This window comes from Nonomuraea longicatena (assembly GCF_039525605.1).
Lineage (GTDB): Bacteria > Actinomycetota > Actinomycetes > Streptosporangiales > Streptosporangiaceae > Nonomuraea > Nonomuraea longicatena.
Genome location: NZ_BAAAHQ010000023.1, coordinates 337,718 through 361,277 on the forward strand (window position 1 = coordinate 337,718; position 23,560 = coordinate 361,277).

24 protein-coding genes are annotated in these 23,560 nt (G+C 72.8%); 19 read left to right on the forward strand and 5 right to left on the reverse strand.

Features of this window, described 5'->3' with window-relative positions; genetic code table 11:
* Nucleotides 1–13 precede the first annotated feature (13 nt).
* From ABD120_RS22740 to ABD120_RS22770, 7 genes are read left to right on the forward strand one after another with little or no spacing between them, the layout of a single operon-like run.
* Nucleotides 14–1,021 carry a polysaccharide deacetylase family protein gene (locus tag ABD120_RS22740; protein WP_343951997.1) on the forward strand — a complete coding sequence of 336 codons (1,008 nt, stop codon included), beginning with the start codon at nt 14–16 and terminating at the stop codon, nt 1,019–1,021.
* Nucleotide 1,022: 1 nt separating this feature from the next.
* The gene (locus ABD120_RS22745) at nt 1,023–1,988 is read left to right on the forward strand and encodes a diiron oxygenase (protein WP_343951998.1); all 966 of its coding nucleotides are present in this window, start codon (nt 1,023–1,025) and stop codon (nt 1,986–1,988) included.
* Nucleotides 1,985–2,512: a dCTP deaminase gene (dcd, locus tag ABD120_RS22750; RefSeq protein WP_343952000.1), complete on the forward strand. Its 528-nt coding sequence runs from the start codon at nt 1,985–1,987 to the stop codon at nt 2,510–2,512. The genes ABD120_RS22745 and dcd overlap by 4 nt, the downstream gene beginning before the upstream one ends.
* The gene (locus ABD120_RS22755) at nt 2,509–3,033 is read left to right on the forward strand and encodes a dCTP deaminase (RefSeq protein ID WP_343952001.1); all 525 of its coding nucleotides are present in this window, start codon (nt 2,509–2,511) and stop codon (nt 3,031–3,033) included. The genes dcd and ABD120_RS22755 overlap by 4 nt, the downstream gene beginning before the upstream one ends.
* Nucleotides 3,030–4,106 carry a glycosyltransferase family 4 protein gene (locus ABD120_RS22760; RefSeq protein WP_343952002.1) on the forward strand — a complete coding sequence of 359 codons (1,077 nt, stop codon included), beginning with the start codon at nt 3,030–3,032 and terminating at the stop codon, nt 4,104–4,106. Before ABD120_RS22755 ends, ABD120_RS22760 begins: the two co-directional genes overlap by 4 nt.
* Complete coding sequence (locus ABD120_RS22765; RefSeq protein WP_343952003.1) at nt 4,103–4,915, forward strand: HAD family hydrolase; 813 nt, start codon at nt 4,103–4,105, stop codon at nt 4,913–4,915. The genes ABD120_RS22760 and ABD120_RS22765 overlap by 4 nt, the downstream gene beginning before the upstream one ends.
* Nucleotides 4,912–5,322: an HIT family protein gene (locus tag ABD120_RS22770; protein ID WP_343952004.1), complete on the forward strand. Its 411-nt coding sequence runs from the start codon at nt 4,912–4,914 to the stop codon at nt 5,320–5,322. The genes ABD120_RS22765 and ABD120_RS22770 overlap by 4 nt, the downstream gene beginning before the upstream one ends.
* A gap of 62 nt (nt 5,323–5,384) precedes the next feature.
* Here the strand turns inward: ABD120_RS22770 and ABD120_RS22775 are convergent, their stop codons facing one another.
* The 3 genes from ABD120_RS22775 to ABD120_RS22785 all read right to left on the reverse strand — a co-directional run bounded on the left by ABD120_RS22775 (nt 5,385) and on the right by ABD120_RS22785 (nt 7,949).
* A complete protein-coding gene (locus ABD120_RS22775) occupies nt 5,385–6,197 on the reverse strand; it encodes an inositol monophosphatase family protein (protein ID WP_343952005.1) in 813 nt (270 codons plus the stop codon).
* A 9-nt stretch (nt 6,198–6,206) separates the two neighbouring features.
* Nucleotides 6,207–6,779, reverse strand: a complete 573-nt coding sequence (locus ABD120_RS22780; protein ID WP_343952006.1) for a LuxR C-terminal-related transcriptional regulator — start codon at nt 6,777–6,779, stop codon at nt 6,207–6,209.
* Between the two features lie 150 nt (nt 6,780–6,929).
* Nucleotides 6,930–7,949: a MupA/Atu3671 family FMN-dependent luciferase-like monooxygenase gene (locus tag ABD120_RS22785; RefSeq protein ID WP_343952007.1), complete on the reverse strand. Its 1,020-nt coding sequence runs from the start codon at nt 7,947–7,949 to the stop codon at nt 6,930–6,932.
* A 226-nt stretch (nt 7,950–8,175) separates the two neighbouring features.
* On the opposite strand from ABD120_RS22785, the gene ABD120_RS22790 reads away from it, so the two are divergent.
* The gene (locus ABD120_RS22790; RefSeq protein ID WP_343952008.1) at nt 8,176–8,424 is read left to right on the forward strand and encodes an acyl carrier protein; all 249 of its coding nucleotides are present in this window, start codon (nt 8,176–8,178) and stop codon (nt 8,422–8,424) included.
* Nucleotides 8,421–9,797, forward strand: a complete 1,377-nt coding sequence (locus ABD120_RS22795; protein WP_343952009.1) for a class I adenylate-forming enzyme family protein — start codon at nt 8,421–8,423, stop codon at nt 9,795–9,797. Before ABD120_RS22790 ends, ABD120_RS22795 begins: the two co-directional genes overlap by 4 nt.
* A 98-nt stretch (nt 9,798–9,895) precedes the next feature.
* Here ABD120_RS22795 and ABD120_RS22800 read toward each other — a convergent pair whose 3' ends face one another.
* Nucleotides 9,896–12,274, reverse strand: coding sequence for a chorismate-binding protein (locus ABD120_RS22800; protein WP_343952010.1), 2,379 nt, complete (start codon nt 12,272–12,274; stop codon nt 9,896–9,898).
* A 198-nt stretch (nt 12,275–12,472) separates the two neighbouring features.
* Here ABD120_RS22800 and ABD120_RS22805 point away from each other — a divergent pair, with 198 nt between their 5' ends.
* The 4 genes from ABD120_RS22805 to ABD120_RS22820 are packed head-to-tail and all read left to right on the forward strand — an operon-like array spanning nt 12,473 to nt 16,909.
* Nucleotides 12,473–13,798, forward strand: a complete 1,326-nt coding sequence (locus ABD120_RS22805; protein ID WP_343952011.1) for an aspartate aminotransferase family protein — start codon at nt 12,473–12,475, stop codon at nt 13,796–13,798.
* The gene (locus tag ABD120_RS22810; RefSeq protein ID WP_343952012.1) at nt 13,795–14,784 is read left to right on the forward strand and encodes a Gfo/Idh/MocA family protein; all 990 of its coding nucleotides are present in this window, start codon (nt 13,795–13,797) and stop codon (nt 14,782–14,784) included. Before ABD120_RS22805 ends, ABD120_RS22810 begins: the two co-directional genes overlap by 4 nt.
* Nucleotides 14,781–15,902, forward strand: a complete 1,122-nt coding sequence (locus tag ABD120_RS22815; RefSeq protein ID WP_343952013.1) for a hypothetical protein — start codon at nt 14,781–14,783, stop codon at nt 15,900–15,902. The genes ABD120_RS22810 and ABD120_RS22815 overlap by 4 nt, the downstream gene beginning before the upstream one ends.
* Nucleotides 15,899–16,909 (forward strand): hypothetical protein, encoded by a 1,011-nt coding sequence (locus tag ABD120_RS22820; protein ID WP_343952014.1) that lies wholly within the window; start codon nt 15,899–15,901, stop codon nt 16,907–16,909. Before ABD120_RS22815 ends, ABD120_RS22820 begins: the two co-directional genes overlap by 4 nt.
* 86 nt (nt 16,910–16,995) lie before the next feature.
* Here the strand turns inward: ABD120_RS22820 and ABD120_RS22825 are convergent, their stop codons facing one another.
* Nucleotides 16,996–17,250 carry an acyl carrier protein gene (locus ABD120_RS22825; RefSeq protein WP_343952015.1) on the reverse strand — a complete coding sequence of 85 codons (255 nt, stop codon included), beginning with the start codon at nt 17,248–17,250 and terminating at the stop codon, nt 16,996–16,998.
* Between the two features lie 205 nt (nt 17,251–17,455).
* Between ABD120_RS22825 and ABD120_RS22830 the strand changes: the two genes are divergently transcribed.
* The 6 genes from ABD120_RS22830 (at nt 17,456) to ABD120_RS22855 (ending at nt 23,541) form a co-directional block, all read left to right on the forward strand.
* Complete coding sequence (locus tag ABD120_RS22830; protein WP_343952017.1) at nt 17,456–18,388, forward strand: 3-oxoacyl-[acyl-carrier-protein] synthase III C-terminal domain-containing protein; 933 nt, start codon at nt 17,456–17,458, stop codon at nt 18,386–18,388.
* 50 nt (nt 18,389–18,438) lie between these two features.
* Complete coding sequence (locus ABD120_RS22835) at nt 18,439–19,278, forward strand: hypothetical protein (RefSeq protein ID WP_343952018.1); 840 nt, start codon at nt 18,439–18,441, stop codon at nt 19,276–19,278.
* Entirely contained in the window at nt 19,275–20,612 is a 1,338-nt protein-coding gene (locus ABD120_RS22840) for an MATE family efflux transporter (RefSeq protein ID WP_343952019.1), read from the forward strand. Before ABD120_RS22835 ends, ABD120_RS22840 begins: the two co-directional genes overlap by 4 nt.
* A 9-nt stretch (nt 20,613–20,621) precedes the next feature.
* Entirely contained in the window at nt 20,622–22,013 is a 1,392-nt protein-coding gene (locus ABD120_RS22845) for a condensation domain-containing protein (RefSeq protein WP_343952020.1), read from the forward strand.
* A complete protein-coding gene (locus tag ABD120_RS22850; RefSeq protein WP_343952021.1) occupies nt 22,010–23,107 on the forward strand; it encodes a class-II aminoacyl-tRNA synthetase family protein in 1,098 nt (365 codons plus the stop codon). Before ABD120_RS22845 ends, ABD120_RS22850 begins: the two co-directional genes overlap by 4 nt.
* 194 nt (nt 23,108–23,301) lie before the next feature.
* Complete coding sequence (locus tag ABD120_RS22855; protein ID WP_343952022.1) at nt 23,302–23,541, forward strand: acyl carrier protein; 240 nt, start codon at nt 23,302–23,304, stop codon at nt 23,539–23,541.
* The last annotated feature ends 19 nt before the right edge of the window (nt 23,542–23,560 follow it).

The window sequence follows — 23,560 nt, forward strand, 5'->3', positions numbered from 1 at the left end:
GGGAAGGATTTGCATGCTGTACTCGGGCATTGCCTGGACCTCTGCCGGTTTCGTGATCGAGACCCTCGACGAGGAGGGTCGGCAGGCGCTGCCGTCCGCCAGGTTCGGACCGGGCCAGGCCGCCGCGATCACCACCTACCTCAAGAGCGCGGGGTCCCCGCTCGTGGCGGTGGTCGAGAGCACCAACGGCGTCCTGGACGGCGGGCTGGTGCTGGCCGGGATCGCGGTCTACCGCGCCGACCCGTGGTCGTTGCCGGAGCGGCCGCTGCTGGCCTCCGTCCCGGCGCGCGATCTGGCCGAGGTGGCCCGGCGCGATCTGTCGAGCCTGACCAGGCTGGAGATCACCGGCGGCACGCTCACCGGGCGCATCGACGAACTGGTGGCGGCCATCGACTCCAGCGCCGCCGACGACGAGCGGATGCGGAAGGCCGGCCGGTGCCTGAGTCACGGCTCCCGCGAGGGCCGTGAGATCGCCCTCACCTTCGACGACGGCCCCAAACCGCCCTATACCGGGCAGATCCTCGACATCCTCGCCGAGTATCAGATCCCGGCCACGTTCTTCTGCGTCGGCCTGCAGAGCAGCGCCTTCCCCGATGAGATCGCCCGGATCAGGGAGCAGAAGCACGGGCTCGGCAACCACACCTGGTCGCACCCCTACCTGCCCGACCTGTCCCGGCCGCAGCTCAGCGAGCAGATCACCCGGACCACCGAACTGCTGGGCGGCGGGACGCTGTTCCGCCCGCCGTACGGCTCGCGCACCCCCGAGGTGATGAGCTGGCTGGGCGAGGAGGACGTCACGATCGCACTCTGGGACGTCGAGCCGAACGACTGGGCGCGGCCCGGCCCGGAGGAGATCGCCCGTATCGCTCTGGAGCAGACCCGCCCAGGCTCCATCATCCTGCTGCACGACGGCGGCGGAGACCGTTCGCAGACGGTCGCCGCCCTTCCCGCCCTCATCGAGGGCCTGTTCGAGCGCGACTACCGGTTCGTGCTCGTCGACGAACTGCTCAAGGGGAGATGAGATGACCTCCGCTATCGAGGAAGACACACCGAGCGTCGGCCCCAGTACTCTGCGGCGCCTGGTGGCCGCCTGGCCCAAGCGGGCCACGATCCGCACCGACCTGGCCAACGTCACCAACCCGGGGGCCTACGACGCGGAACTGCTCGACTACCCCGCCTCGCTGCTGCCCTTCGGCGAGCACCCCTCCTATCTGGCGGCCGAGCCCGAGCAGCGCCGGCTGGTCAACACCCTGGCGTGGCTGTCGTGGAACGAGCGGGTGATCGCCGCGGAAGAACACGTGGCCAACCCCACGTTCACCATGCTCGCCCACGGCGTCTTCCCCGGCCTGACCTCCTTCGAGGCCAAGGAAGCGGTCCAGCAGTCCCACGTGGACGAGGTGTGGCACACGTACATGCACATGCTGGCGATGCAGCGCACCCGCGAGGCGCGCGGCCTGGCCAGGGAGCCCGACACCTACGACCACCCGGTCACCAACCGCAGGCTGTACGCCCTGGAGGCGCAGGCGAGCGAGAAGTGGGAACGCGACCTGCTCTACCTGCTGTGGACGGCGGTCGGGGAGATCAGCATCAACAAGTTCCTCGACCTGGTGGCGGGCGACGACGCGATCCAGCCGATGCACGCGCTCATCGCCCGCCTGCACGCCCGTGACGAGGCCGCCCACGGGCCGGTGCTGTACGAGCTGATGAAGGAGGTCTTCGTCCACCTCAACAAGGAGCAGCGGGCGCTGATCACCCGCACCCTCCCCGAGGCGATCCTCGCCTTCGGCGCCGAGGACTACGCGCTGTGGCTGGAGATCCTGACCTTCGCCGGGTTCGGCGACGCCCGCCAGATCGTCGAGGACAGCCGCGTGCTGCCCGGCGCCGACCTCCTGGTGACCGACTTCGCCCCGATCAAGCGGCTGGTCGAGGATCTGGAGATCGCCGACCAGGTGGCCTTCGACTTCGCGACGAACCAGGCCACCGGATGATCCTCACCGGCCCCGAGATCATCGCGGCGGCCGGGGACGGCAGGATCGGGATCACACCATTCACCGCCGACCAGGTCAACCCCAACAGCTACAACGTACGGCTCGGCGCCACGCTGCTGACGTACACCGACGAGGTCATCGACGCCTACCAGCCCAACCCGACGAAGGAGATCTCCATCGGCGAGGAGGGCTACGTGCTGCGGCCCGACGAGCTCTACCTCGGCCACACCGAGGAGAAGGTCGGCTCGGACGTGTACGTGCCGCTGCTGTTCGGCCGCTCCTCGGTCGGCAGGCTGGGGCTGTTCGTCGAGATCACCGCGCCGATCGGCGACATCGGCTTCCACGGCCAGTGGACGCTCATGCTGTCGCCGGTACGGCCCCTGCGCGTCTACCCCGGCATGAAGATCGGGCAGATCATGTTCTTCGTCTCCCTCGGCGACGTGGACCTCTACTCCGGCAAGTACCAGTCCGCCGACGGTCCGCGCGCCTCCCGCTACTGGTACGACCGGATGGCCGTGCGGTGATCCTCACCCGTCAGGCCATCAGCGCCGCCGTGGGCACCGGCGAGATCGTCATCGACCCGTTCGACCCCGCGAGGATCTCGCCCAACGCCTACGACTGGCGGCTCGGCCGGCGCATCAGGGAGTGCGACGGAGAACTCGACGCCGCGGCCCTGACCCAGTTCCCCGAGCGGGAGATCCCCGCCGACGGGCTGGTCCTGCAGCCGGGGCGGCTGTACCTGGGCGTCACCCACGAGCGCACCGGCTCCGAGCACTACGCCCAGATGATCAACGGGGACCGGACGATCGGCGGACTGGGCGTGTGGGTGCACATCTCCGCCCCGCTCGGGCACGTCGGCCACGCCATCGCCTGGACGCTGGAGATCCGCGTCGTCCGGCCGGTCCGCGTCTACCCGCTCATGACCTTCGGGAAGATCATCTTCATCCGGGCGGAGGGAGAGGTGGCCAGCTACCAGCACATGGGCCGCAAATACCGGCAGACCGGCGGCATCGACGTCTCCCGGCTGTACGAGGAGCTGCGGTGAGGGTCCTCACCGGCGTCGACCTGCCCGTGGGCAGTCCGGGCGGCAGCGTGGAACTCCTGCGCGACCTCTACCTGGCCCCTGACGCGCCGATCGCCGCCGAGGTGTTCATGCTGGGCGGCGACGGCGCGGCCCGCTCGCCCGTCGAACTGGACGTCCCGGGCAAGCAGCTCGACGGCAGCGGCTTCTGGGCCTACACCCGCGCCCTGGCCGCCGCGATCAGGGCGCGCTTCCCGGAGGACGGACACGACCTCGTCCACCTGCAGCACCTCGCCTTCGGCGCCACGCCCGCGCTGCTGCGCGCCTTCCCCGCGAGCCCGACGCTCGCCTTCGTGCACGGCACCGACCTGCTGTTCGCCGCCGACCACCCGACGCAGCAGGAGGTGCTCGGCCAGGCGGTGGCCGAGGCGGGCGCCGTCTCGGTGCCCACCGCCGCGATGGCCGACCTGCTGCCGGTGCGTCCCCGCCGCCTGGAGCACATCCCCTGGGGCGTACCGGACCGGCTGCTCGCCGACCCGCCGCCGCGCGCGGAAGAGACCGACGACAAGGGCGGCCTGCGGCTGCTGTACGCCGGACGCCTCACCCCCGAGAAGGGCGTGGACAACCTTCTTGAGGCGGTCGCCCGGATGGACGGCGTCGGCCTCGCCGTCGCCGCCCCCACGGCGGAGTACGCGGCCCTGGCCGCGCGCGCCGACGTGTCGCGGGTCCACTACCTCGGCTGGCTGAGCCGGCCCGCGCTCTGGCGCGCGTTCGCCGCCCACGACCTGCTCGTCGTCCCGTCGGTCCGACTGGAGGCGTTCGGGCTGGTCGCCGTGGAGGCGCAGGCGTGCGGGCTGCCCGTGCTCCACCAGCGGGTGCCCGGCCTGGCCGAGGTGCTCGCCGACTCCTCGCTCGCCGTGGACCTGGCCTCGGGACCGCAGGCGCTGCTGGACGCCGTAGCCTGGCTGGCGAAGGATCATGCGGCGCTGGCCGACCTGCGGGCCGCCGGGCGCCGCAACGCCGCCCGGTTCCCGCTGTCGAGGACCGCGCGGGAGATCCTGCGCCTGTCCGCCGAACTCGTGGAAAGAGGACCGTGAACCCAGCGATGCCCCGCCTGGTGGCCACCGACCTGGACGGCACGATCGTACGCGGCGACGGGACCGTCTCCGAGCGCACCGTCGCCGCGTTCGAGCGCCTGCGCCGGGCCGGTACCCCGTACGTGTTCGTCACCGGCCGCCCGCCGCGCCTGATCGAGGAGATCACCGCCTTCTTCGGCCACCACGGCACCGCGATCTGCTCCAACGGCGCGCTCGTCTACGACCTGTCGGGCAAACAGGTCCTGGAGGAGTTCGCCATCGACCCCGAGGTGCTGGCCGAGGCCGCCGGACGGCTGCGCGCGGCCGTGCCCGGCATCGGGATCGCCGTCGAGTTCGCCGGCACGCTGGCCGCCGACGACCACTACGAGCCGTGGGACTGGGACCGTGGCATCTCCGTGCAGCGGCTGCCCGACGCCGAGTTGTTCGCCCGGCCGGCGCCCAAGCTGCTCGGCCGCCATCCCGAGCTGAGCGCCGACGAACTGCTCGCGCTGGCCGCGCCCCACCTGTCGCCGCTCGTCACCGTCTACCACTCCAACGGCTCGCGGCTGGTCGAGGCCATCGCCACCGGCGTCAGTAAAGCGTCGGCGCTGCGGTCCTACACCGCACGGCTCGGCATCACGCCCGAGCAGGTGATCGCCTTCGGCGACATGCCCAACGACCTGCCCATGCTGGCGTGGGCGGGCACCTCGTACGGCGTCGCCAACGGTCACCCGGACGTCCTCGCCGCCGTCGACCACGTCATCGGCGCCAACGACGACGACGGCGTCGCCGAGGCCCTGGAGGCGCTCACCGCCGGGGTCGCCCTGTGAGCGAGCCGTGCGTGTTCTGCGACATCGTGGCGCGGCGTCAGCCCGCCGCGATCGTCCACGAGGACGCGGCCACGCTGGCGTTCCTGGACATCACCGCCGTCATGGACGGGCACACGCTGGTCATCCCCAAGCGGCACGCGTGCGACCTGTGGGAGATCTCGCTTGAGGACGCCGAGGCGGTCATGCGTACGGTCCACCTGATGGCCGCCCGCATCCGGGAGGTGCTGGCCCCCGACGGGCTCACGCTCTTCCAGGCCAACCGGGCCTCCGGCTGGCAGGACGTCTTCCATCTGCACGTGCACCTGGTGCCGCGCGCCTCCGGCGACCATCTGCACCGGCCGTGGGTGGCCGAGCCGGTGGACCTGGCCGTGCTCGAACCCACCCGCGCCAAGCTGGCGACCCACTGACGACGGCCCCGGTACCCGGCCCGGCCCGGTCTGCGGCTACCGGCATGGGGTCGGCGTCGCGTTCACCCGCTCCCCAGGTCGTGCACCAGGCTCCGCCCGAGGCCGTCGGCCGACGGACGCCAGGCCACGAAACCGCCCGGCAGGCCCGAACCCCGGGCGGGCAGTTCGGTGAACCGGCCGCCCGACGCCGTCACCAGCACCCTGCCCGCCGCGATGTCCCACGGGAAGGTGTCGGTGTTGGCCGCGACGTCGGCCCGGCCAGCCGCCACGTAGGCCAGCGCCAGCGCGGAGCTGCCGATCCGGCGCACGTCGGCCGTCGCGAGCAGGCGGCGGAACACCTCGACCTCGGCCTCCGGAGCCCCCGGATTGGGCAGGTCCGTCAGCAGCATCGGCAGCCGTCCCCCCTCGGCGTCCGGCGAGGGGGGACCGGCTCCCATCAGGGCGCCGGACGGTTTCTCCGGCCCGCGCACAGGCTCGCCGTTCAGCCTGAAGCCGTCCGCGTCGGCACTGAACAGCTCGTCGCGGACCGGGTCGTACACACAGCCCGCCACCGGGCGCCCACCGCGCGCCACTCCGATGGACACGCAGAACAACGGCAGGCCCCTGGCGAAGTTGTGGGTGCCGTCGATCGGATCCACGTACCAGGCGAGCTCCCCGGAACCGGTGACGCCGCCCTCCTCGCCCACGACGACGCTGCCGGGGAAGGCCCGGCTCAGCTCCTGCCTGATCAGCTGCTCCGCCGCCGTGTCGTACTCCGTCACCAGGTCGTACCGGCTGGATTTGACGCTGACCCGGGCGGGCCGGGAGAAGGACTCCAGCAGCAGGGCGCCGGCGCGGCGGCACGCGCCGGCGGCCACCTCCACCATCTCCGACATCTCATCCCTTCAGGTGGTGCTGGTCACCAGCCCGTACTTGATGGCCGTGACCACCGCGGCGGTCCTGTTGTCCGCGCTCAGCTTCAGCAGCAGGCTGCTGACCAGGCGTTTGGCGCCGTGTTCCGAGATGCGCATGCGCGAGGCGATCTGCCGGTTGCTCATCCCCCTGGCCAGGTGGGTGAGCGCCTCCTGCTCGCGGTAGGTGAGGCGGGCCGAGCCCACCGGCAGTCCCGCGCTCCGCCCGATGAGCAGCCGGCCGAGCTCGGCGGGCAGCGGCATCTCCCCGGAGGCCAACTGCACCAGTGCGCGCTCGACGGCTTCGGCGGTCAGCTTCTGCCGGATGAGGTAGCCGTCGGCCGGGTTGGCGGCGACGTCGAAGCCCGCCGAGATCTCGTGCTCGTCGATCAGCAGCAGGGTCCGCACGTCGAGCGGCGTGCCGTCGAGGCTGTCCGGCGTGGCCACGATGACGTCCACGCGAGCGCCGGCGAGGAGTTCCCGCAATTCTCCCGCGCCCCGGAGATAGCGAACGTCAGTGGACAGGGAAAGCGTCGGCAGCAATGTCTCCAGGCCGAGACGGAGCAATTCATCGTCTATGCATACGGCAACTCGAATGGGCAGGTTCATCGTCCCCCCACGTACTCATTGCGAATATCGGTCCCGCACCGATGGCGTGGACGGTACCCAGCGGTTTCGGGGGGAGACAAGTGGAACCGATCACCAGTCGAACACCGGCTACCCGGCGGCGCGCACCTCGTCGAGTTGCCTGAGCCCCTTGAGCACCTGGGCCGCTGGCAGCCCGAAATCGATCAGGCAGGCGACCTCGTCGACGCCGATCCCGGCCAGCCGCCGGGCCCGCTCGACGCACGTGGCGACGCCGCCGAGCAGCCCGCCCGCCAGATACCGGTCGAAGGCCAGCCGTACGGCCCGCTCCGCCGCCCGCTCGTGGTCGTGCTCGCGCGACAGCGGATGCTCCGACGGCACGTGCGAGCGCGACAGGTCGAGGGAGCGGCGCAGATAGGCCGACAACGGCCCGCGCACCAGCTCCTTCACCTCGGCGTCGTCGGTGCCGACGTACGTGTGCACCATGACCGCCACGTGCCCGGGGTGCCCGGCGCGGGCGGCGGCGGCGCGATAGGCGGCGATCCGCTGGGCGAGCTGGTCGAAGTCCTGGCCGAGCAGGTGCGTCAGCAGCCCGTACCCGGCCGCGCCCGCGCCCTCCACCGTGACCGGGTCGCCCGCGCTGGTGATCCAGGTGGGCAGCTCCGGCTGCACGGGGGAGGGATGCACCCGCACCTGGATCGGGCTGCCCTGGCCGTCGACGGTGTCGAGCGGCTCGCCGCGCCACAGCGCGCGCACCGTGCCGACCTGCTCCAGCAGCGCCGACTTACGCGTTGGGTAGGCGGCCGGGTCGAGGCAGAAGTCGGCGGCGTTCCAGCCGGAGGCGAAGGAGACGCCGACCCGGCCGCCCGAGAGGTTGTCCACGACCGCCCACTCCTCGGCGATGCGCAGCGGATGGTGCAGCGGGGCCACGACGCTGCCCGCCCTGATGCGTACCCGCTCGGTGAGCGCGGCCAGCGCCGCACCGGTGACCGACGGGTTCGGGTACAGGCCGCCGAAGGAGTGGAAGTGCCGCTCAGGGGTCCAGACCGCGTGGAAGCCGTGCTGGTCGGCGAAGCGGGCGCCGTCGAGCAGCAGATCGTAGCGGTCGCCGGTGTCGCCGCCGTCGCCGAAGTAGAAGAGGCTGAAGTCCATCCGCCCTGCCCGTCGCTGTACGTGTGGGTTTGCGGGCCAGTATCCGCGCGCGGGAGCACCGGGCTGGAGGACGGAACGGGCACACCTCCGCCCTGCCCGAAAGTTCCCCCGAACCGCCGTTGTCCGGTCCGAACGCCACCTGCCACGATGGCCCGGCCCCACAGTCAGGCATCGTGTCGGGCCCGGTCGCCGACACAGCCTCCGCCATGAACCAGGGGAGAACCGGGTGAGCACACAGCACGAGCTGGAGGCGCTGGTACGCAGACGCCTGGCCGAGCAGACCGGTGAGGAGGTAGCTTACGGAGTCGGCGCGAACGAGCCGTTCCTCACGGCCGGAGTCGACTCCGTGCACCTGATGCACCTCGTCGCCCAGTTGGAGGAGGACACCGGCGCCGAGCCGGTTGCCGAGGCCGAGCTGTGGGCGGTGGCGACGTCGGTCTCCTCACTGGTCGCCTACCTGGCGGGCACGGAGTGAGCGGGTTGCTCGGCCGCTCGGCACTGTTCGAGCGGATCCGGCGCCGGGCCGCCGAGCGGCCCACCGCCGACGCCGTCGTCAGCGCCGACGGGACCGCACTGTCGTACGGCGCGCTCGTCCGGGCCGTCGCGGCGACGGCCGCGCTGCTGCGCGCGGACGGGGCGCGGCCAGGCGAGCCGGTCGCCGTCCCCACCGCCAACACCGCCGAGTCGATCGTGACGATCCTCGCGGTGGCCGCGATGGAGGCCGTCCCGCTGCTGTTCGAGGCGAACGCGACCGCGTACGAGCGCGACCGGTTCATGGAGCTGGCCGGAGCGCACCGGCTCGTCACGCCGATCGTCGCCCCAATCGTCGACGGGGGCAGCCGGCCGTGGCCGCAGCCAGGCTCGGCCGCCCGCGCCGAGGTGGCACTGGTCACCTCGGGTACCAACGGCATCCCGAAGGTCGTCGGCAAGCACTGGGACGCGGTCACGGACAACAGCGTGCGCTTCGCCGAGGCGGCCGGATACACCGGCGCGGACCGGGTGCTGTGCACCACCCCGCTGCACCACGCGTTCGCCTTCGGCGTCGTACTCGTACCGGTCCTGTTCCACGGCGGCACGATCGTGCTCGCGCCGCACCCGCCGCTGCCGTCCGCGTTGCCCGGCCTGTTGCGGGACACCGGCGCCACGGTGGTGCAGTCCGTCCCCTTCCTGTACGGCGCCGCCCTCCGCGCCGCCCCCGGGCACCGGCCGCCCACCCTGCGCCTGTGCGTCTCGGCCGGTGAGCCGTTGCCCCAAACTGTGGGCGCGGCCTGGCGGGAGGCCTTCGGCGTGCCGCTGCGCGACCAGTACGGCGCCACCGAGCTGGGCCAGATCGCCTTCGCCGGACAGGACGGCGTGCTGCGGCCGGTCCCGGGTGTGCGGGTGAGGATCGACGGCGCCGACGCCGACGGCGAGGGCGAGCTGCTGGTGCGCGTCCCGGGCCCGCGGATCCGCTACCTCGGTCAGCCGGAGCTGACCGGCCGCGCGCACGCGGACGGCTGGTTTCGCACGGGCGACTGGGGTCGCGTCGAGGGCGGCGCCGTCGTCGTCTCCAGCAGGATCGGCAGGCGGGTCGTCGTGGCCGGGCGCAAAGTGGACCCGGCCGAGGTCGAGGGCGCGCTGCGGGCGCTCGACGGGGTCCGCGACTGCGTCGTCGCCGTCGGCGACGAGGCCGGGTACGTGGCCTTCGTGGTCGCCGACCCGCCGCACTCGGAGCTCAGCCTGCGTCGCGCGCTGGCCGCCGTGCTGTCCACCTACAAGATCCCCAAGCGCCTGCACCTGGTGCCCGAGCTGCCCAGGACTTCCAGCGGCAAGGTGCCGATGGGCAGCTTGTGGCGGACCCTGGCCTGACTGATCCGCCCCGGCCCCGGACCCAGCCGCCTGGCGGACCCTGGCCTGAGTGACGCACGGACTCCGCCCCGGCCCCGGACCCGGCCGCCTGGCGGGATCTAGCGTGACTGGCGGGCGGGCTCTGCCGCCGGCAGCGGGTCCAGTTGTGAGCCCAGTAGTGGGCGCAGCGCAGCGTGCGCCTTGAGCAGCATCTCCTCGTACTCGGCCGCTGGATCGGAGTCGAGCACGATGGCGCCGCCGGCGCCGACGGACAGGTGGCGACCGTCGCTGACGGCGGTGCGGATGACGATGTTGAGGTCCGCCGCCCCGCTGAGTGCGAAGTAGCCGAGCGTCCCCGAGTAGACGCCGCGCGGCGCCCCCTCCAGCCGGTCGATGATCTCCATGGTCCGGATCTTCGGCGCCCCCGTCATCGAGCCGCCGGGGAAGCAGTGCCGGGTGGCGGTGAGCGCGTCCACGTCCTCGCGCAGCCGTCCGCGGACGGTGGAGACGAGCTGGTGCACGGTCGCGTACGACTCGACCGCCATCAGCCGGGGTACCTCGACTGTCCCGATCTCGCAGACCTGGCCCAGGTCGTTGCGGATCAGGTCCACGATCATCATGTTCTCCGCGCGGCTCTTGGGGTCGGCCGCCAGCTCCTCGCGCACGACCCGGTCGAGGTCGGGGTCCGGGTGGCGGGGCGCGGTGCCCTTGATCGGCTTGGACTCGGCGACGCGATCCCGGCCGATCCGCAGGAAGCGCTCCGGGGACGAGCAGGCCACGCGGTAGCCGTCCCACTGCAGGTAGGCGGCGTACGGGGCGGGGTTGAGCCGCCGCTGGCGGGCGTAGAAGTCCAGCGGGTCGGCCGTGTACGGCACGCGAAGGGTGTCGGTCAGGCAGATCTCGTAGCTCTCGCCCGCCCGCAGCAGGCGGTCGCACTCGGCGATGTCGGCCAGATAGTGCTCGCGCGGGCGGGCCAGCCACCGCTCGATCCCGCCGACCGGAGGCTCGGGCGGGAGCCCCGCCACTGGACCCGCCGGAGGTCCGGCTGGACGTCCGGAGAGTGGACCTGCCAGAGGTCCGGTGAGGTGGCCGTCCGGAGGCCCGCCGAAGGGGCCGGTTGAAGGCCCGGTTGCGGGCTGCGCGTCCGGTGTCCTCGATTCGTCCAAGACGGTGGCGAGCGCGTCCACCCACCGGTCGGCCTCGGCCGTGTCCCCGTCGGCGGGCCCCGCCAGGGCCGCCACGTAGGTGCGGTGCTCCAGATGGTCGACGGCGACGAAGCGGGTGGCCGACAGCCACACCGCGTCGGGAAGCTCGGACCGGTGGGCCGCGCGGCCCGTGGACTCGGCCTTCATCTCGTAGCCGAGGAAACCGACGTAGCCGCCGTCCAGGTCGAACGGCAGACCCGGGTCCTCACCGAGCGCGCGCTCGCGCAGCCGGGCGGCCAGCACGTCGTAGACGGAGCCGGGCAGCCAGGTGGTCGTGCCGTCGGCGCGGGTGCTGCTGACCCGGCCGCTCCCCGCCCGGTAGGCGAGCCGCTCCCCATGGGGGCCGCCGGCGAACCCGGCGAAGGAGAAACGCGACAGGCCCTCCTCGACCCTGCTGCTGTCCAGCCAGAACGCCGACGGCTCCGGCGCGAACCACCGGCGGAACACCTGCTCGGTGTCGGCCTCGAACGCCAGCGTCCGCACCCGCAGCCGCCATGTCCCCGACGTTCCCGGGGCAGTGGGGGACGCGGGCGAGGGCGGTGCGGGGAGTGCGGACGGCGAGGGCGACGGAGGCCGTGAGGACCGCGAGGACTGGGAGGACAGCGAGGGCGGCGAAGGCGGAGAGAACCGCGAGGACTGGGAGGGTGGGGAAGGCGGAGAAGCCGGCGCGGGGGCTGAGGACGGCAAGGGCGGTGGAGCCAGGGTGACGGCGCGGTCGCCCCGTACGAGAGCGGCGAAGTTCTCCACCAGCCGCGCCCCGTGCCGCGTGCCCACGGACTCCGGATGGAACTGCACCCCCCACCACGGCCGGGAGCGGTGCCGTAGTCCCATCACCACGCCGTCGCGCGTCCACGCGGTCGTCTCCAGCTCTGGTACGCCCTCGGCCGCCACGCACAACGAGTGGTAGCGCACACCGGCGAACCCCTGCGGCAGCCCTTCGAACAGACCGGTGCCCGTATGGCTGATCCGGTCGACGAACCCATGGCGCGGCAGCGGCGCCGGACCCACCCACGCGCCGCTCAGCCAGCCGATCGCCTGGTGACCCAGGCAGACCCCCAGCACAGGCAGCGCCGCCGTACGCAGCAGAGCGGCCGACAGGCCCAGGTCGCGCGGCTCCTGCGGACGGCCGGGCCCCGGCGAGACCACGATCGCGTCGAACGCCGACAGGTCGACCTCCAGCAGCGCTGGGTCGTCGTTGCGGATCACCGACGGCATCCGGCCGTACTCGCGCGCCATGAGCTGGGCCAGGTTGAAGGTGTAGGAGTCGTGGTTGTCGATGAGCAGCACTCGCACGACGCCTCCCGGATCCTCGGCGCCCCGGGCGCTTCCCGGTGCGGCGACGCTCAGTCTCACCTCTCGGACCGGCGGCGGCGACGGCGAACGGACGGGCGGTTCGTCTAGGACTTTCGGGCGCACGTCGGCGCTTGGCCCGGGTGCGGACGCGGGCGAATACTCCAGACGGCAGGCGGGCAGGAGCGAAGGGAGCGCACCATGGCGCGAAACGAGCGGTGGGGGCTCAACACCCCGCCGCTGGAGACGCATCGTCACTGGGCCGAGGAGCAGGAGGTCATCGGGCCCGGTCTGCAGGCGGTCATGCTGTGGTCGCGGTTCACGGTGGCGCGGGCGAGCGGGGCCGTACTCACGGACCTGGACGGCAACGAGGTCCTGGACCTCCAGGGCGCGGGCGGCGTCAACTCCATCGGGCACGCCGACCCCACGCTCGTCGCGGCGATGACCGAGCAACTGGCCACGTGGACGGCCGGGGCGTTCGGCTCGCAGGCCCGGCTCGACATGCTGAACGCGCTCCGCGACTTTCTGCCCGAAGGGCTGGACCGCGTCCAGTTGTACAGCGGCGGCACGGAGGCGGTCGAGGCCGCGCTGCGTCTGGCCAAGTCGGCGACCGGCAAGTACGAGGTGCTGTCCTTCTGGGGCGGCTTCCACGGCAAGACGCTCGGCAGCCTGGCGCTGACCGCCGGGGCGCGCAGGGAGCTGGGGCCGCTGCCCGGGGGCTTCTTCAGCGCGCCGTACGCCAACTGCTACCGCTGCCCGTTCAAGCTGCGCCATCCCGGCTGCGGGTTCGCCTGCGTCGAGCACGCCCGCGAGGTCGTCAAGCAGCAGTCCACCGGCGCCCTGTCGGCGATCGTCGTCGAACCGGTGCAGGGCCGCTCGGGCAACGTGGTGCCGCCGCCCGGTTACCTGGCGGCCCTCGCCGAGCTGGCGGCGGAGTTCGACGCGCTGCTCATCGCGGACGAGATGATGACCGGGTTCGGCCGCACCGGCGCGGCCTTCGCATTCGAGCACGACGGGATCACCCCCGACATCGTCACGGTCGGCAAGGGCATGGGGGCCGGGTATCCGGTCACCGGCGTGATCGCCGCGGCCGCGACGATGTCGAGCGGGGCCTTCAGTGAGCCGAGCGCCAGTTCCTCCAGTTTCGGTGCCTTCCCCATGGCCTGCAGAGCGGTCGCGACCACGGTGTCGGTGATCGAGCGGGACGGGCTGGTGGAGCGCGCGGAGCAGCTCGGCAAGGAACTGCTGGAGGCGCTGTCGCCGCTGGCCGAGCAGGCGCCGCTCGTGGGCGACGTGCGCGGCGCCGGCCTCGCGATCGGCATCGAGCTGGTCACCGACAAGGACAGCCGCGCGCCGGCCTCCACCGACCTGGTACGGCAGGCGTTCACCGCCCTGCTCCAGGCCGGGGTGCTGGTCATGACCGGCGGCAACACCCTGCGCCTGTACCCGCCGCTGAACATCGGCGACGACGAGGCGCACGACGCCGCCGACATCATCACCCGCACGCTCACCGAGCTCGGCCGATGAGGGTCGCCATCGCCGGATTCGGCGTCGCAGGGGCGGCCCGCCTGTCCGCCTACCGCAGGGTCGTGGGGGCCGACGTCGTCGCCGTCATCGACCCCTCGCCCGAGCGCCGCGCCCACGCCGCCGCACTGGACGGCCGCATCCGGCAGGCGGCCTCACTGGAGCAGGCGCTGGACGGCGGCCCGATAGACCTGGTCGACATCTGCGCCCCGCCGGTCTTCCACGCGCCGCTGGCCGTCCAGGCGATGGAGGCAGGCTGCCACGTGCTCTGCGAGAAACCGGTCGGCCTGGACGTCGAGGAGAGCCTGCGCATGGTGGCGTGCGCGCGTCGGACCGGCCGCATGCTCTACCCGGTCTTCAACTACGTGTACTCGCCGATGATGCGCACCCTGGCGAAGGCCGCCACCTGGCTGCGGGAACCGGTGAACGCCCGTTTCGAGATCCGGCGCACCACCCACGCGGCGGGCACGCCCGGCTGGCGGCCGGACTGGCGGCGCGACCCGGCGGTCGCCGGCGGCGGCATCCTGCTCGACCACGGCACCCACTGCGTCTACATGGCCACCCGGCTGCTGGGCGGCGTGCCGTACCGGGTGACGTGCACGACGCGGGACGGGGCGGGCGGCCTGGACGAGACCGTCTCGGCCCGGCTCGACTTCGCGCGCGGGACCTGCGTGATCGAGCTGAGCTGGGCCGGTACCGAACGCCGCAACCTCTACCGCCTGGACGGCGCCAACGGCTCGATCGCCATCGACGACGACCGGGTGCTCATCGAGACGCCGTCGGGCACCGAGACCGCCGCCCTGACTTCGCCGACGGCGAGCGGCACCCACGAGGAGTGGTTCCCGGACCTGTTCGCCGACCTGCTCACCCACCTGGAGCGGCCGGGCGGCGAACCCGACCCGCTGGAGGAGATCCTGTCCACCGCCCGCGTCGTCGAGGCCGCCTACGCCTCCGCCGTCCGCGCGGGAGAACCCGTGGAACCCGTGTGAGCGGCTCACCCGTCCGGCTCAGCACGGTCGTCATGCACCACCCGGCCCGCGCGCCGCTGCTCGCCGACCTGCTGCCCGCGTGCGCCAAGCTCGACCCGCGCGTCATACCCGACCCCAGGCCGGACGACTTCGCCAGCCCGCTGCGCACCGCCAAGGCGGCCTGGGCCGCCGTCGCCGACGACGCCACCCACCACCTCGTGCTGCAGGACGACGTCCGGCTCGCCGACGACTTCGCGGGCCAGCTCCTCGGGCTGCTGGCCGGCCACCCCGGCCGGGCGCTGACGCTCTACACGAGCTGGCACACCCCGCAGAACTCCTACCTGGTACGGCTGGCCACCGCGCTCGGCGCCGCCCTGGCCCCGCTGTCGGCCGGGGAGTGGACCCCCACGCTCGGGCTGGTGCTGCCTGCCGCGCGGGCCCGTGAGCTGGCCGTTTTCCTCGCCCGCTTCCCCGACGTGGTCAGGGACGAGGACTGGCTGGTGCTCACGTACCTGCGCGGCCTCGGCGCGCCCGTGATGGCGACCGTCCCGCATCTGCTCGACCACACCGAGAGCGGCACCCTGGCCGGGCATCCCGGACGTTTCCACGCCACCCTCTTCCAGCCGGCGCAGCCGGTGCCGCACACCCACTGGACCCTCGATCCCGCCCTGGAGCGGGCGCTCAGCGAGCGGGCGGCGCTGAGCGGACCGAGGGCGTTCACGGTCGAGCTGGCCGGGTCGCGCTGCCTGCTGCGGATGCTCGGCCTGGAGCGGGGAGAGCCGGTGGAGCACACGTTCGGCTGGTACTGGCACGACTGGTGCTTCCTCGTCGGCGCCGACCCCGGCCGGATCGCCGACGCCTTCGACCGCCACCGCCGTGACCGGCCCGAGCCGCCCTGGCCCGCCCTTGAGGTGTGGGCGGCGGGCTACCTGCTGGGGGCGGACGCGGCAGCGGTCGCGCCCGCGCGGTCCGGAGCCGGGCGCCCCGGGTTCGTGCGGCTGGCCGTGGAGAGCTGGGTGCGGTCGGGGCTGCGTGAGGACGACCTGGTCAGACTCGGGGAGGCGGGCGTGCGCGAGCTGGCCGAGGTGGGCGTGGCCGCCGTGACCGAGGGCGCCGCCGACCCACTGGAGCCACAGTGACCCGAGCACCCCGTCGCGAGGACGGGGCCCCATCGGCCGACGCGGCAGCCGACACAGTGGTCGGTGCGGCGGCTGACACGGTGGCCGACGGGCGGGCCGTACGGCTGGCCGGGCGAATGGTGGAGTTGCTGGCGCGCAGAGAGGCGGCGGTGGGGTTCCTGCCGACGCCGCCGGTGCCCGCGCCGACGACGTTCGGCGGCCCGGAACCCGGAGTCGCCGTCGAGATCGTCCCCTGCCCGTGGTGCCCTGCCGGGTTGCCGGACGCACTCGCAGATCCGGCGGGCCGAGCCGGGCTGCCTTCCCCTCTCGCAGATCCGGCGGGCCGCCCGCCGCGTCCGGCCGGATCGCCCCCGCAGGCGGGTGGCCGGAGGCGTGGACTGCCGCCCGCAGGGGCGGCGCGGCTGGTTGCGGCGGAGGCCGCCGACCCGGCGCTGCCGGTGCTGACGATCCTCGGCTGCGAGTCGATCGAACCGCGCGCTCTGCTGCCGATCGTGCTCGCCGCAAGCGAGGGGCCGGTCATGGCCCGCTTCGCCACCCGCGCCGCCTGGTTGGCCGCGCGGGTGGAAGAGAGATCTCCAGGCCCGCTTTCCGGCGCCGGCCCGCGTGAGCGGGCCCGGTCGCTGTGGCGGCTCAACGTGGCGGAGAGCTGGATCGACCCGCTGCTCAAGGAAGAGCACCGGCCTGAGACGTCGGACCCGGCCGATGTGCTCCTCGGCGCGCGAAGGAGCGGGGGGTCACCGGCGAGCGCGGGCCGCATGGGTTCCCCCGGGCTTCCGGCCGCGGTGCTCAAGGTCGTGATGACGCCCGGAGCCGTGCTGCCGATCCCCGCCGCCACCCGGGCGCGCGCCGACCTCGTGCCCGAGACTGCGCGAGCCGATCTCGTGCCCGAGATGGTACGCACTGCCGCGCTCCTGACGCCGGGTTTCCTCGGCCCGCACTCCACCGGCGACCCGATGGCGGGTTGCTACCGAGGCACCCGTGAGCGGGCGGCGGCCCGGCTGCTGTAGGAGACCGGCCCCGGGCAGCAGCTCAACGGGGCAGCGGCCCAGCAGGGCAGCGCGGGCCAGCGGGGGCGGCGGCTCAGCGGGGCAACTCAGCGGGGCAGTTCGGCCTCCGCCAGCAGTGACTCGACCAGCGCGACGATGCTGTCCACCGTGAGAAAGTTCTCCAGGTCCAGCGCGTCGTCGGGCACCGTCACCCCGTACCTCTCCTCCAGGACCGTCAGCAGCACCACCGACTGGAAGGAGGTGATCCCGCGCTCGCTGAGATCCTGCGAACCGTCCTCGCCCGGCTCGACCTGAAGGGTCTCTCGGAGCAACGCGATGACTTCCTGTCTGACGTCGCTCACGAACCACTCCCTCTAAGAGTCCGCACCGGCCCGACCACGCTAGGCCGCCTCCGCCCTCCCGATCAAGGCGAACGCGGATAGCCGTTCAGGCATAGCCGGACGCCCGCATCAACCGCCGCCCGCGTGGCCTGTGGCCGCCGACGCCCGCCGGTCATGCTGTCGGGGTGGGATCGCACAGAGCATCCAGCGGCACCGGGGGGCGGCCATGATCGCGCTGCATGCCGTGGCCGCCTATCTGCCGCCCGGCCGCAGATCCCTGGAGGAGATCGCCGAGCGCATGGACCTGCCTCCGGCGACGGTACGGATGTTCCGGCGGTTCTTCGGGTTCGACCAGATCTGCTACGAGCCGGACGGCACCCTGGTGGAGCTGCTGACGGCCGCCGCGACCGCCCTGGAGACCCTGCCCGAGGTACGGCACCGGGTGCGCTACCTCCTCTACGCGCGAGGCGTCGCCGACATCGCACCGTACCCGATCAACCCGCTCCAGCAGGTGCGCGAGTTGCTGGGGCTCGGCCACGCCCACAGCTTCGCGCTCGCCGCGCACGGCTGCGCCTCCGGCCTGCAGGCCGTGGACGCGGCGGGCAGGCTGCTGGCGTCGGACGGCGACCCGCTGGCGCTGGCGCTGGTGCTCACCGGAGAGAAGATCTTCAGCCACCGCATGCAGGTGATCAGCGACATCACCCTCATGGGCGAGGGCGCGGCGGCCGTCCTGGTCGGGCCGGACGGCGAACGCGACCGGGTCCTCTCATACGCCACCCAGACCCTCGGCCGTTTCGCCTCCTTCTGGAAGAGCGCACCGGGCTCCTTCAGCGCCTACACCGACGCCTACCCACAGGCCCTCACCGAGGTCATGACCAGCGCCGCGGAACAGGGCGGGCTCTGCCTCGACGAGGTCGCGCTCATCCTGCCGCACGGCGTCAACGTCATGTCCTGGGGCCGCCTGTGCACACAGCTCGGCTACCCCGTCGAACGCGTCGTGCTGGACAACATCCGCGTGTCGGGGCACAGTTCTTCCGCCGACCCGTTCATCAACCACGCCACCGCGACCGGTGACGGCAGGTTGCGGCCAGGCGACCCGTACCTGATGGTCTCGGCCGGGCTGAGCGGGACCTTCTCCGCCATGCTGCTCCGCCGCTGAAGGCCCGACCATGAGGAGGAGCCGTTTACACGACCGCCTATGACCGGCCGGTGCCCTCCGGGACGCTGCCGTTACGCCTGACCGCCTGCCGCCACCTGCTGCCGCCGCCAGGCCGGTGGACGGCCTCGGACGACGACCGCGCCACCGTCACCCGCCACTACGAGGAGATGCTCGCCCTGTACGGCGTGCCCGTCCCCTTCGCAAACCTCGCGGCGGAGACCCGCACCCCGTACGGTGACCTCGCCGCCGCCGCGCTGGACCCCGAGCGGGACGCGGCCGACCTGCTCATGGTCGCCTGCTCGACCCCCGACTACGACGCGCGCCGCTCGCCCACCTCCGAACTGGCCGGGCTGCTCGGCGATCGGCCCCTGCCGTACCTGGTGTGCGACGAGGGCACGGTGGCGGCCTTCACCGCACTGCGGCTGGCCGGGCTGCACGACGTGGACCGCACCCTGCTGCTGGTGATGGAGCAGGGCGGCATCACGCCCGCCGCGCCGGTGCCCGAGGCGGCGGCGGTCGAGCGGGACTCGGTCGTCGTGCTCGCGCTGGCCAGGTCGCAGGGGACGGCCGGGATGCGGACGTGCAGGCTCACCGGGATCGCCCCTGAGCGGCTCGGCGACGCCTTCGCCGTGGCCGTCAAGGAGGTGGTGCCGGGCGGGGAACCGTACACGGTGGTGCTGGGCGCGGGACTGTCCGGGCTGGAGCACATCGGAGCGGCCGGGGTGGTGCGCGCCCGGCCCGGACTCGGCGGCACCGGCGTATGGGCGGCGCTGGCCGAGCACGCGCCCGCGCTGCGCGGGCCGGCGGGGCAGGTCGTGCTCGCCGAGTACGAGGCCAGGCACGGCTTCCTGGCGCTGGCCGCGCTGCCGGCCGGAGAGCTGCCCGCATGACCGTGAGCAGGAGCGCGCCCAGCCCGCCCGGCGTCTCCCGGGAGATCAGGGGGCTGGCCGGGCCGATGCTCGTCGGCGAGGCGACCGGGGTGCTGGTCCCGATCGCCATGGTCGCCATCCTCGGCCGCGCCGTCGGCGAGCACGCGCTGGTGCTGCGCTCGCTGTACCTGCCGATGGAGCTGATCTACATCGCGATCCAGTTCGCGTTCGCCACCAGCGGCCAGGTCGTCGCCGCGCTCGGCACCGGAGCCCGTCGCCACAAGGAGATCGGCGCGCAGATCACCGGCCTGGCCGTACTGTGGACGCTGGTCGGCGCCGTCATGGCGGCCGGCGTGTGGCTGGGCGCGCCCGCTCTGGCCACCGCGCTGCACGTGGAGCCGGCCTCCCACGACGCCTTCGTCACGCTCGTGCGCTGGTCGGCGATCTGCCACCCGATCATGGGGCTGCCGGTCCTGAGCGCCGCGACCCTGCGCGGCGCCGGACGGCCCGGGGCCGCGACCGTCGTGAGCACCGTCACCGCGCTGCTGGAACTGGCGAGCGTGGCCGGATTCGGGGTCTGGGGAGGTCACGGCGCCAACGCGATCCCCATCGCCTTCGCGCTCGCCGGGGTCGCGGGCGGCGCGCTCGGCCTGTCCCTGATGTTCAGGGCCGGGCTGTGGCGGCCCGGCCGCCTCGACCTGGCCGTACACACCCGCACGGCGCTGTCGCGGCTCACCTCGGTCGGGCTGCCCGTCGGCCTGTCGTACGGCATCCTGTCGGTCAGCAACTTCGTCCTGCTCGGCCTGCTGGGACCGCTCGGGGCCACCGTCCAGGCCGGGTATGCCAACGCGCTGACGCTGCAGACCTTCGTCACGGTCCCCGGCGTGGTGCTCGGCTCGGCCACCGCCATCATCATGAACAGACAGCGCGGCGCCGGGCGGGAAGGCGAGCTGGGCGACGTCTTCACGGCCGGGATCAAGGTCTGCGCCGGCGCCTACCTGCCGCTGGCCGCCGCGATGTGGCTGGCCCGCGACTGGCTGGCCGGGCTCAGCACCACCGACCCCGGTATCCGCGCCGAGACCGCCGAGTTCCTGGCCGTCGTCGCGCCCACCTACGCGATGCTCGGCCTGTCGCTGCTGACGCTGACGGCCATCGAGCAGATCGGGATGGGGCCGTTGGCGACCGTCCTCAATCTCGTCTACTTCGCGGGGACCACCGCGGTCGGCGGCTGGGCCGCGCGGGCCTTCGACGACTCGCTCGGACTGTACTGGACCGTGGCGGCCTTCAACGTGGCCGCGATGGTGCCGAACATCTGGATCGCTCTGCACATCCGGCAGCGCGCCCGCAGGGCCTGAGGAGCACGCATGCGTCACATGATCCCGTTCCGGGGGCGGCGAAGCGCCTCCGCGATGCTGACCTGGAGCCAGGGACAGGTGTGGAACGACATCCAGTGGATGCTGCCCGACCGCGCCTTCTTCGACATCTGGCTGGCCGTCCCCATGCCGGAGGGCGCCCGGCTGCCGCACCTCACCGGGCAGATCGCCGAATTGGTCGGCCGCCACGAGTCCCTCCGCACCCTCTACACGGCCGACCGGCAACTGGTGCTGGCGACGGGCGAGGTGGAGGTAGAGGTCCTCACCGACGTCTCCGACGCCGCCTTCGACGAGGCCCTCGCCGACTGGCGCGGGCGCGGGTTCGACACCGCCCGTGAGGTCCCGATCCGCTTCCTGGTGAGATACGGCACCGCACGCCCCGCGACCGTCGCCTTGTGCACCTCGCATCTGGCCGCCGACCACGCCAGCCAGCGGCTGCTGGTCGCCGAACTGAGGGAGCTGGTGGAGGCCGCCGTGGCGGGGAGTCCGCCGCCGCCGCGCCGCCCCGCCCAGCAGCCCGTCGACCAGGCCATCCGGGAGCGCTCCCCGGCCGGGGAGCAGGTCTGCGACCGGGCCGTGGAGCACTGGCGCCGCCAGCTCCTCGCCGCCCCCCGGAGCATGTTCCCGGTGCGCCACACGATGGCGGGGGAGTGGCCGAGATTCTGGCGCGGCGAACGCATCTCCCGGGCGGTGCCGATGGCGCTCGCGGTGCTCGCCTCCCGCTACCGCAGTGGTCCCTCCAGCGTGCTGCTGGCGGCGGTGGCGGCACTGCTGGGCCGCTCGACCGGACAGCGGGCGTGCACGCTGCGCATGGTCGTGGACAACCGGGAACTGCCCGAGTCACGTTTCATGATCAGTACGCCGACGCAGGAGTCGGTGGCGACCCTGGCCCTCGACCAGGACTCCTTCGCCGGACTCGTCCGGGCCGCCTGGCGCGCTTCGGTGCTGGCCCACCGCCATGGCCGCTGCGACCCCGACCGGGTGGAGGCCGTCATCGACGAGGTGCGCAGGACCAGGGGGGACACGCTTGAGCTCAACACCTTCTTCAACGACACCTGGTCGGCCTTCCAACCGTCCGCTACCGCGTCGCCGGACCCGGCCGCCGTCCGCGCGGCCGTCGCCGACTCCCGCTTCCGCTGGACCGAACGCTACGACCGCGACAACGTCGACTTCTTCTTCACCACCTACGACCTGGCCGAATCCACCGAACTGATCAGCATGAGCCTGCTGGTGGACACCAGGACCGTCACCGCCGAGGGCGCCGAGGAGTTCCTGCGGCGGGTGGAGGCGCTGCTGGTCGCCCTGAGCGCCGACGGCGCCGACGCGAAGCCGTCCGACCTGGACCCGGTGGCGGGGTTCTCGACCGTGGAGGTGGCTGGATGACCGTGCGTGTGGAACTGCCGGAGAACTGCGCGCCCGCCCAGGTGCGGGCGATCGCCGACCGGCTCGTCTACAGTGTGGAGGGCATCACCGGGATCGAGGTGACGATCTCGCCGCCCGCGCTGAGCGTCACCCACGACGGCTGGCCGGACGACGACGAGGTGGGCCAGGTCGTGCGCGAACTGGCCGACGAGGCGCTGTCGGCCCGGGTGAGCGAGCCGAAGGTGGTTCGCCGCCACGAGCCCGCCTCGTCCCGCCCGCCGTGGCCTGACCGGGACGGGTTCGCCCGCGCCCGCCCGCTGCTGCACCGGGCCTTCGACGCCCTGTTCCTGGAACTGGCCAGGGGCGCGGGGGCGACCGAGCGGCAGTTGCCCGCGCTGATCGACCTGCGGGTCATGGAGCGCTGCCGCTACGTGGACCTGTTCCCGCAGAACGCCTACCTGGTGGACGAGCTGGCGCACCACCGCCCCCACCTGGCGCGGCTGCGCGACGGCACCACCACCGTGGACGACCTGCGCCGCTCCAGCCCTTACATGCTCAACCCGGCCCTGTGCTTCCACGTCTACGACGAGTACGCCGACACCGCCCTCGACGGGCTCAGCGTCGTGACGGCGGCAGGCGGCTGCTTCCGCCACGAAGCGCCATGGCGGCTGGACGCCTTCCGGCTGCCGTCCTTCACCATGCGCGAGATCGTCTTCCTGGGCGGGAAGGCGGAGGTGGAGGACATCCGCAACACCCTCCTGGACCAGGTCTGGCGGCTATATCTGGACCTCGGCCTGCACGGCCGCGTCGAGACCGCCACCGACCCCTTCTACTACGTCGAGGACTCCGCCATCCGCCAGCACCAACTGCTGGCCAAGGTGAAGTACGAGCTGGTCGGCCACCGTCCGGGCGGCGGGCAGTCGGCCATCGTCTCCTTCAACAACGTCAGGGACTCGCTGTGCCGCCAGTTCGGCATCCGCGACGCGGCGGGCAGGACGGCGCACTCCGGGTGCGTGGCCTTCGGCGTGGATCGGTGGGTCGAGCTCACGCTGGAGAGCTTCGGCCCGCATCCGCGCGACTGGCCCGAGGCGATCGGCAAGCACTGCCCGTCCTGACCTGAACCCTTCCACAGGCCCCCGGCTCGGCCGCCGCCGTGCCCGGGGGCCGTCGCACGCCCGCCGCCCGGACACGATCGGACGCCGGGATGGCTACCCCTTTCGGGCGCCCGTCGGCGCTTGGCCCGCCTCCGCGCGCGCCGAATACTCCTAACGGTGGACCCCGCTCGTGAGGGCAACAGAGGGAAGGTGCAGTGACCAGATCCGTTCACCCGACGATCGCCGCCATCATCCGGCGGGTCGGGGAGCTTCCCCCCGACCTCGACATCACCGCCGAGCAGCACCTACGCGACGATCTCGGCATCGACTCGCTCAAACTCATCGACGTGGTCGTCCACGTCGAGGAGGAACTCGGCGTGGCGATCGAGGACGAGCAGGTCCCGCGCATGGCGACAGCGGGCGACCTCGACCGGCACGTCGCCGAACCGGCCTAGTGACAGGGGGACCCGGGGC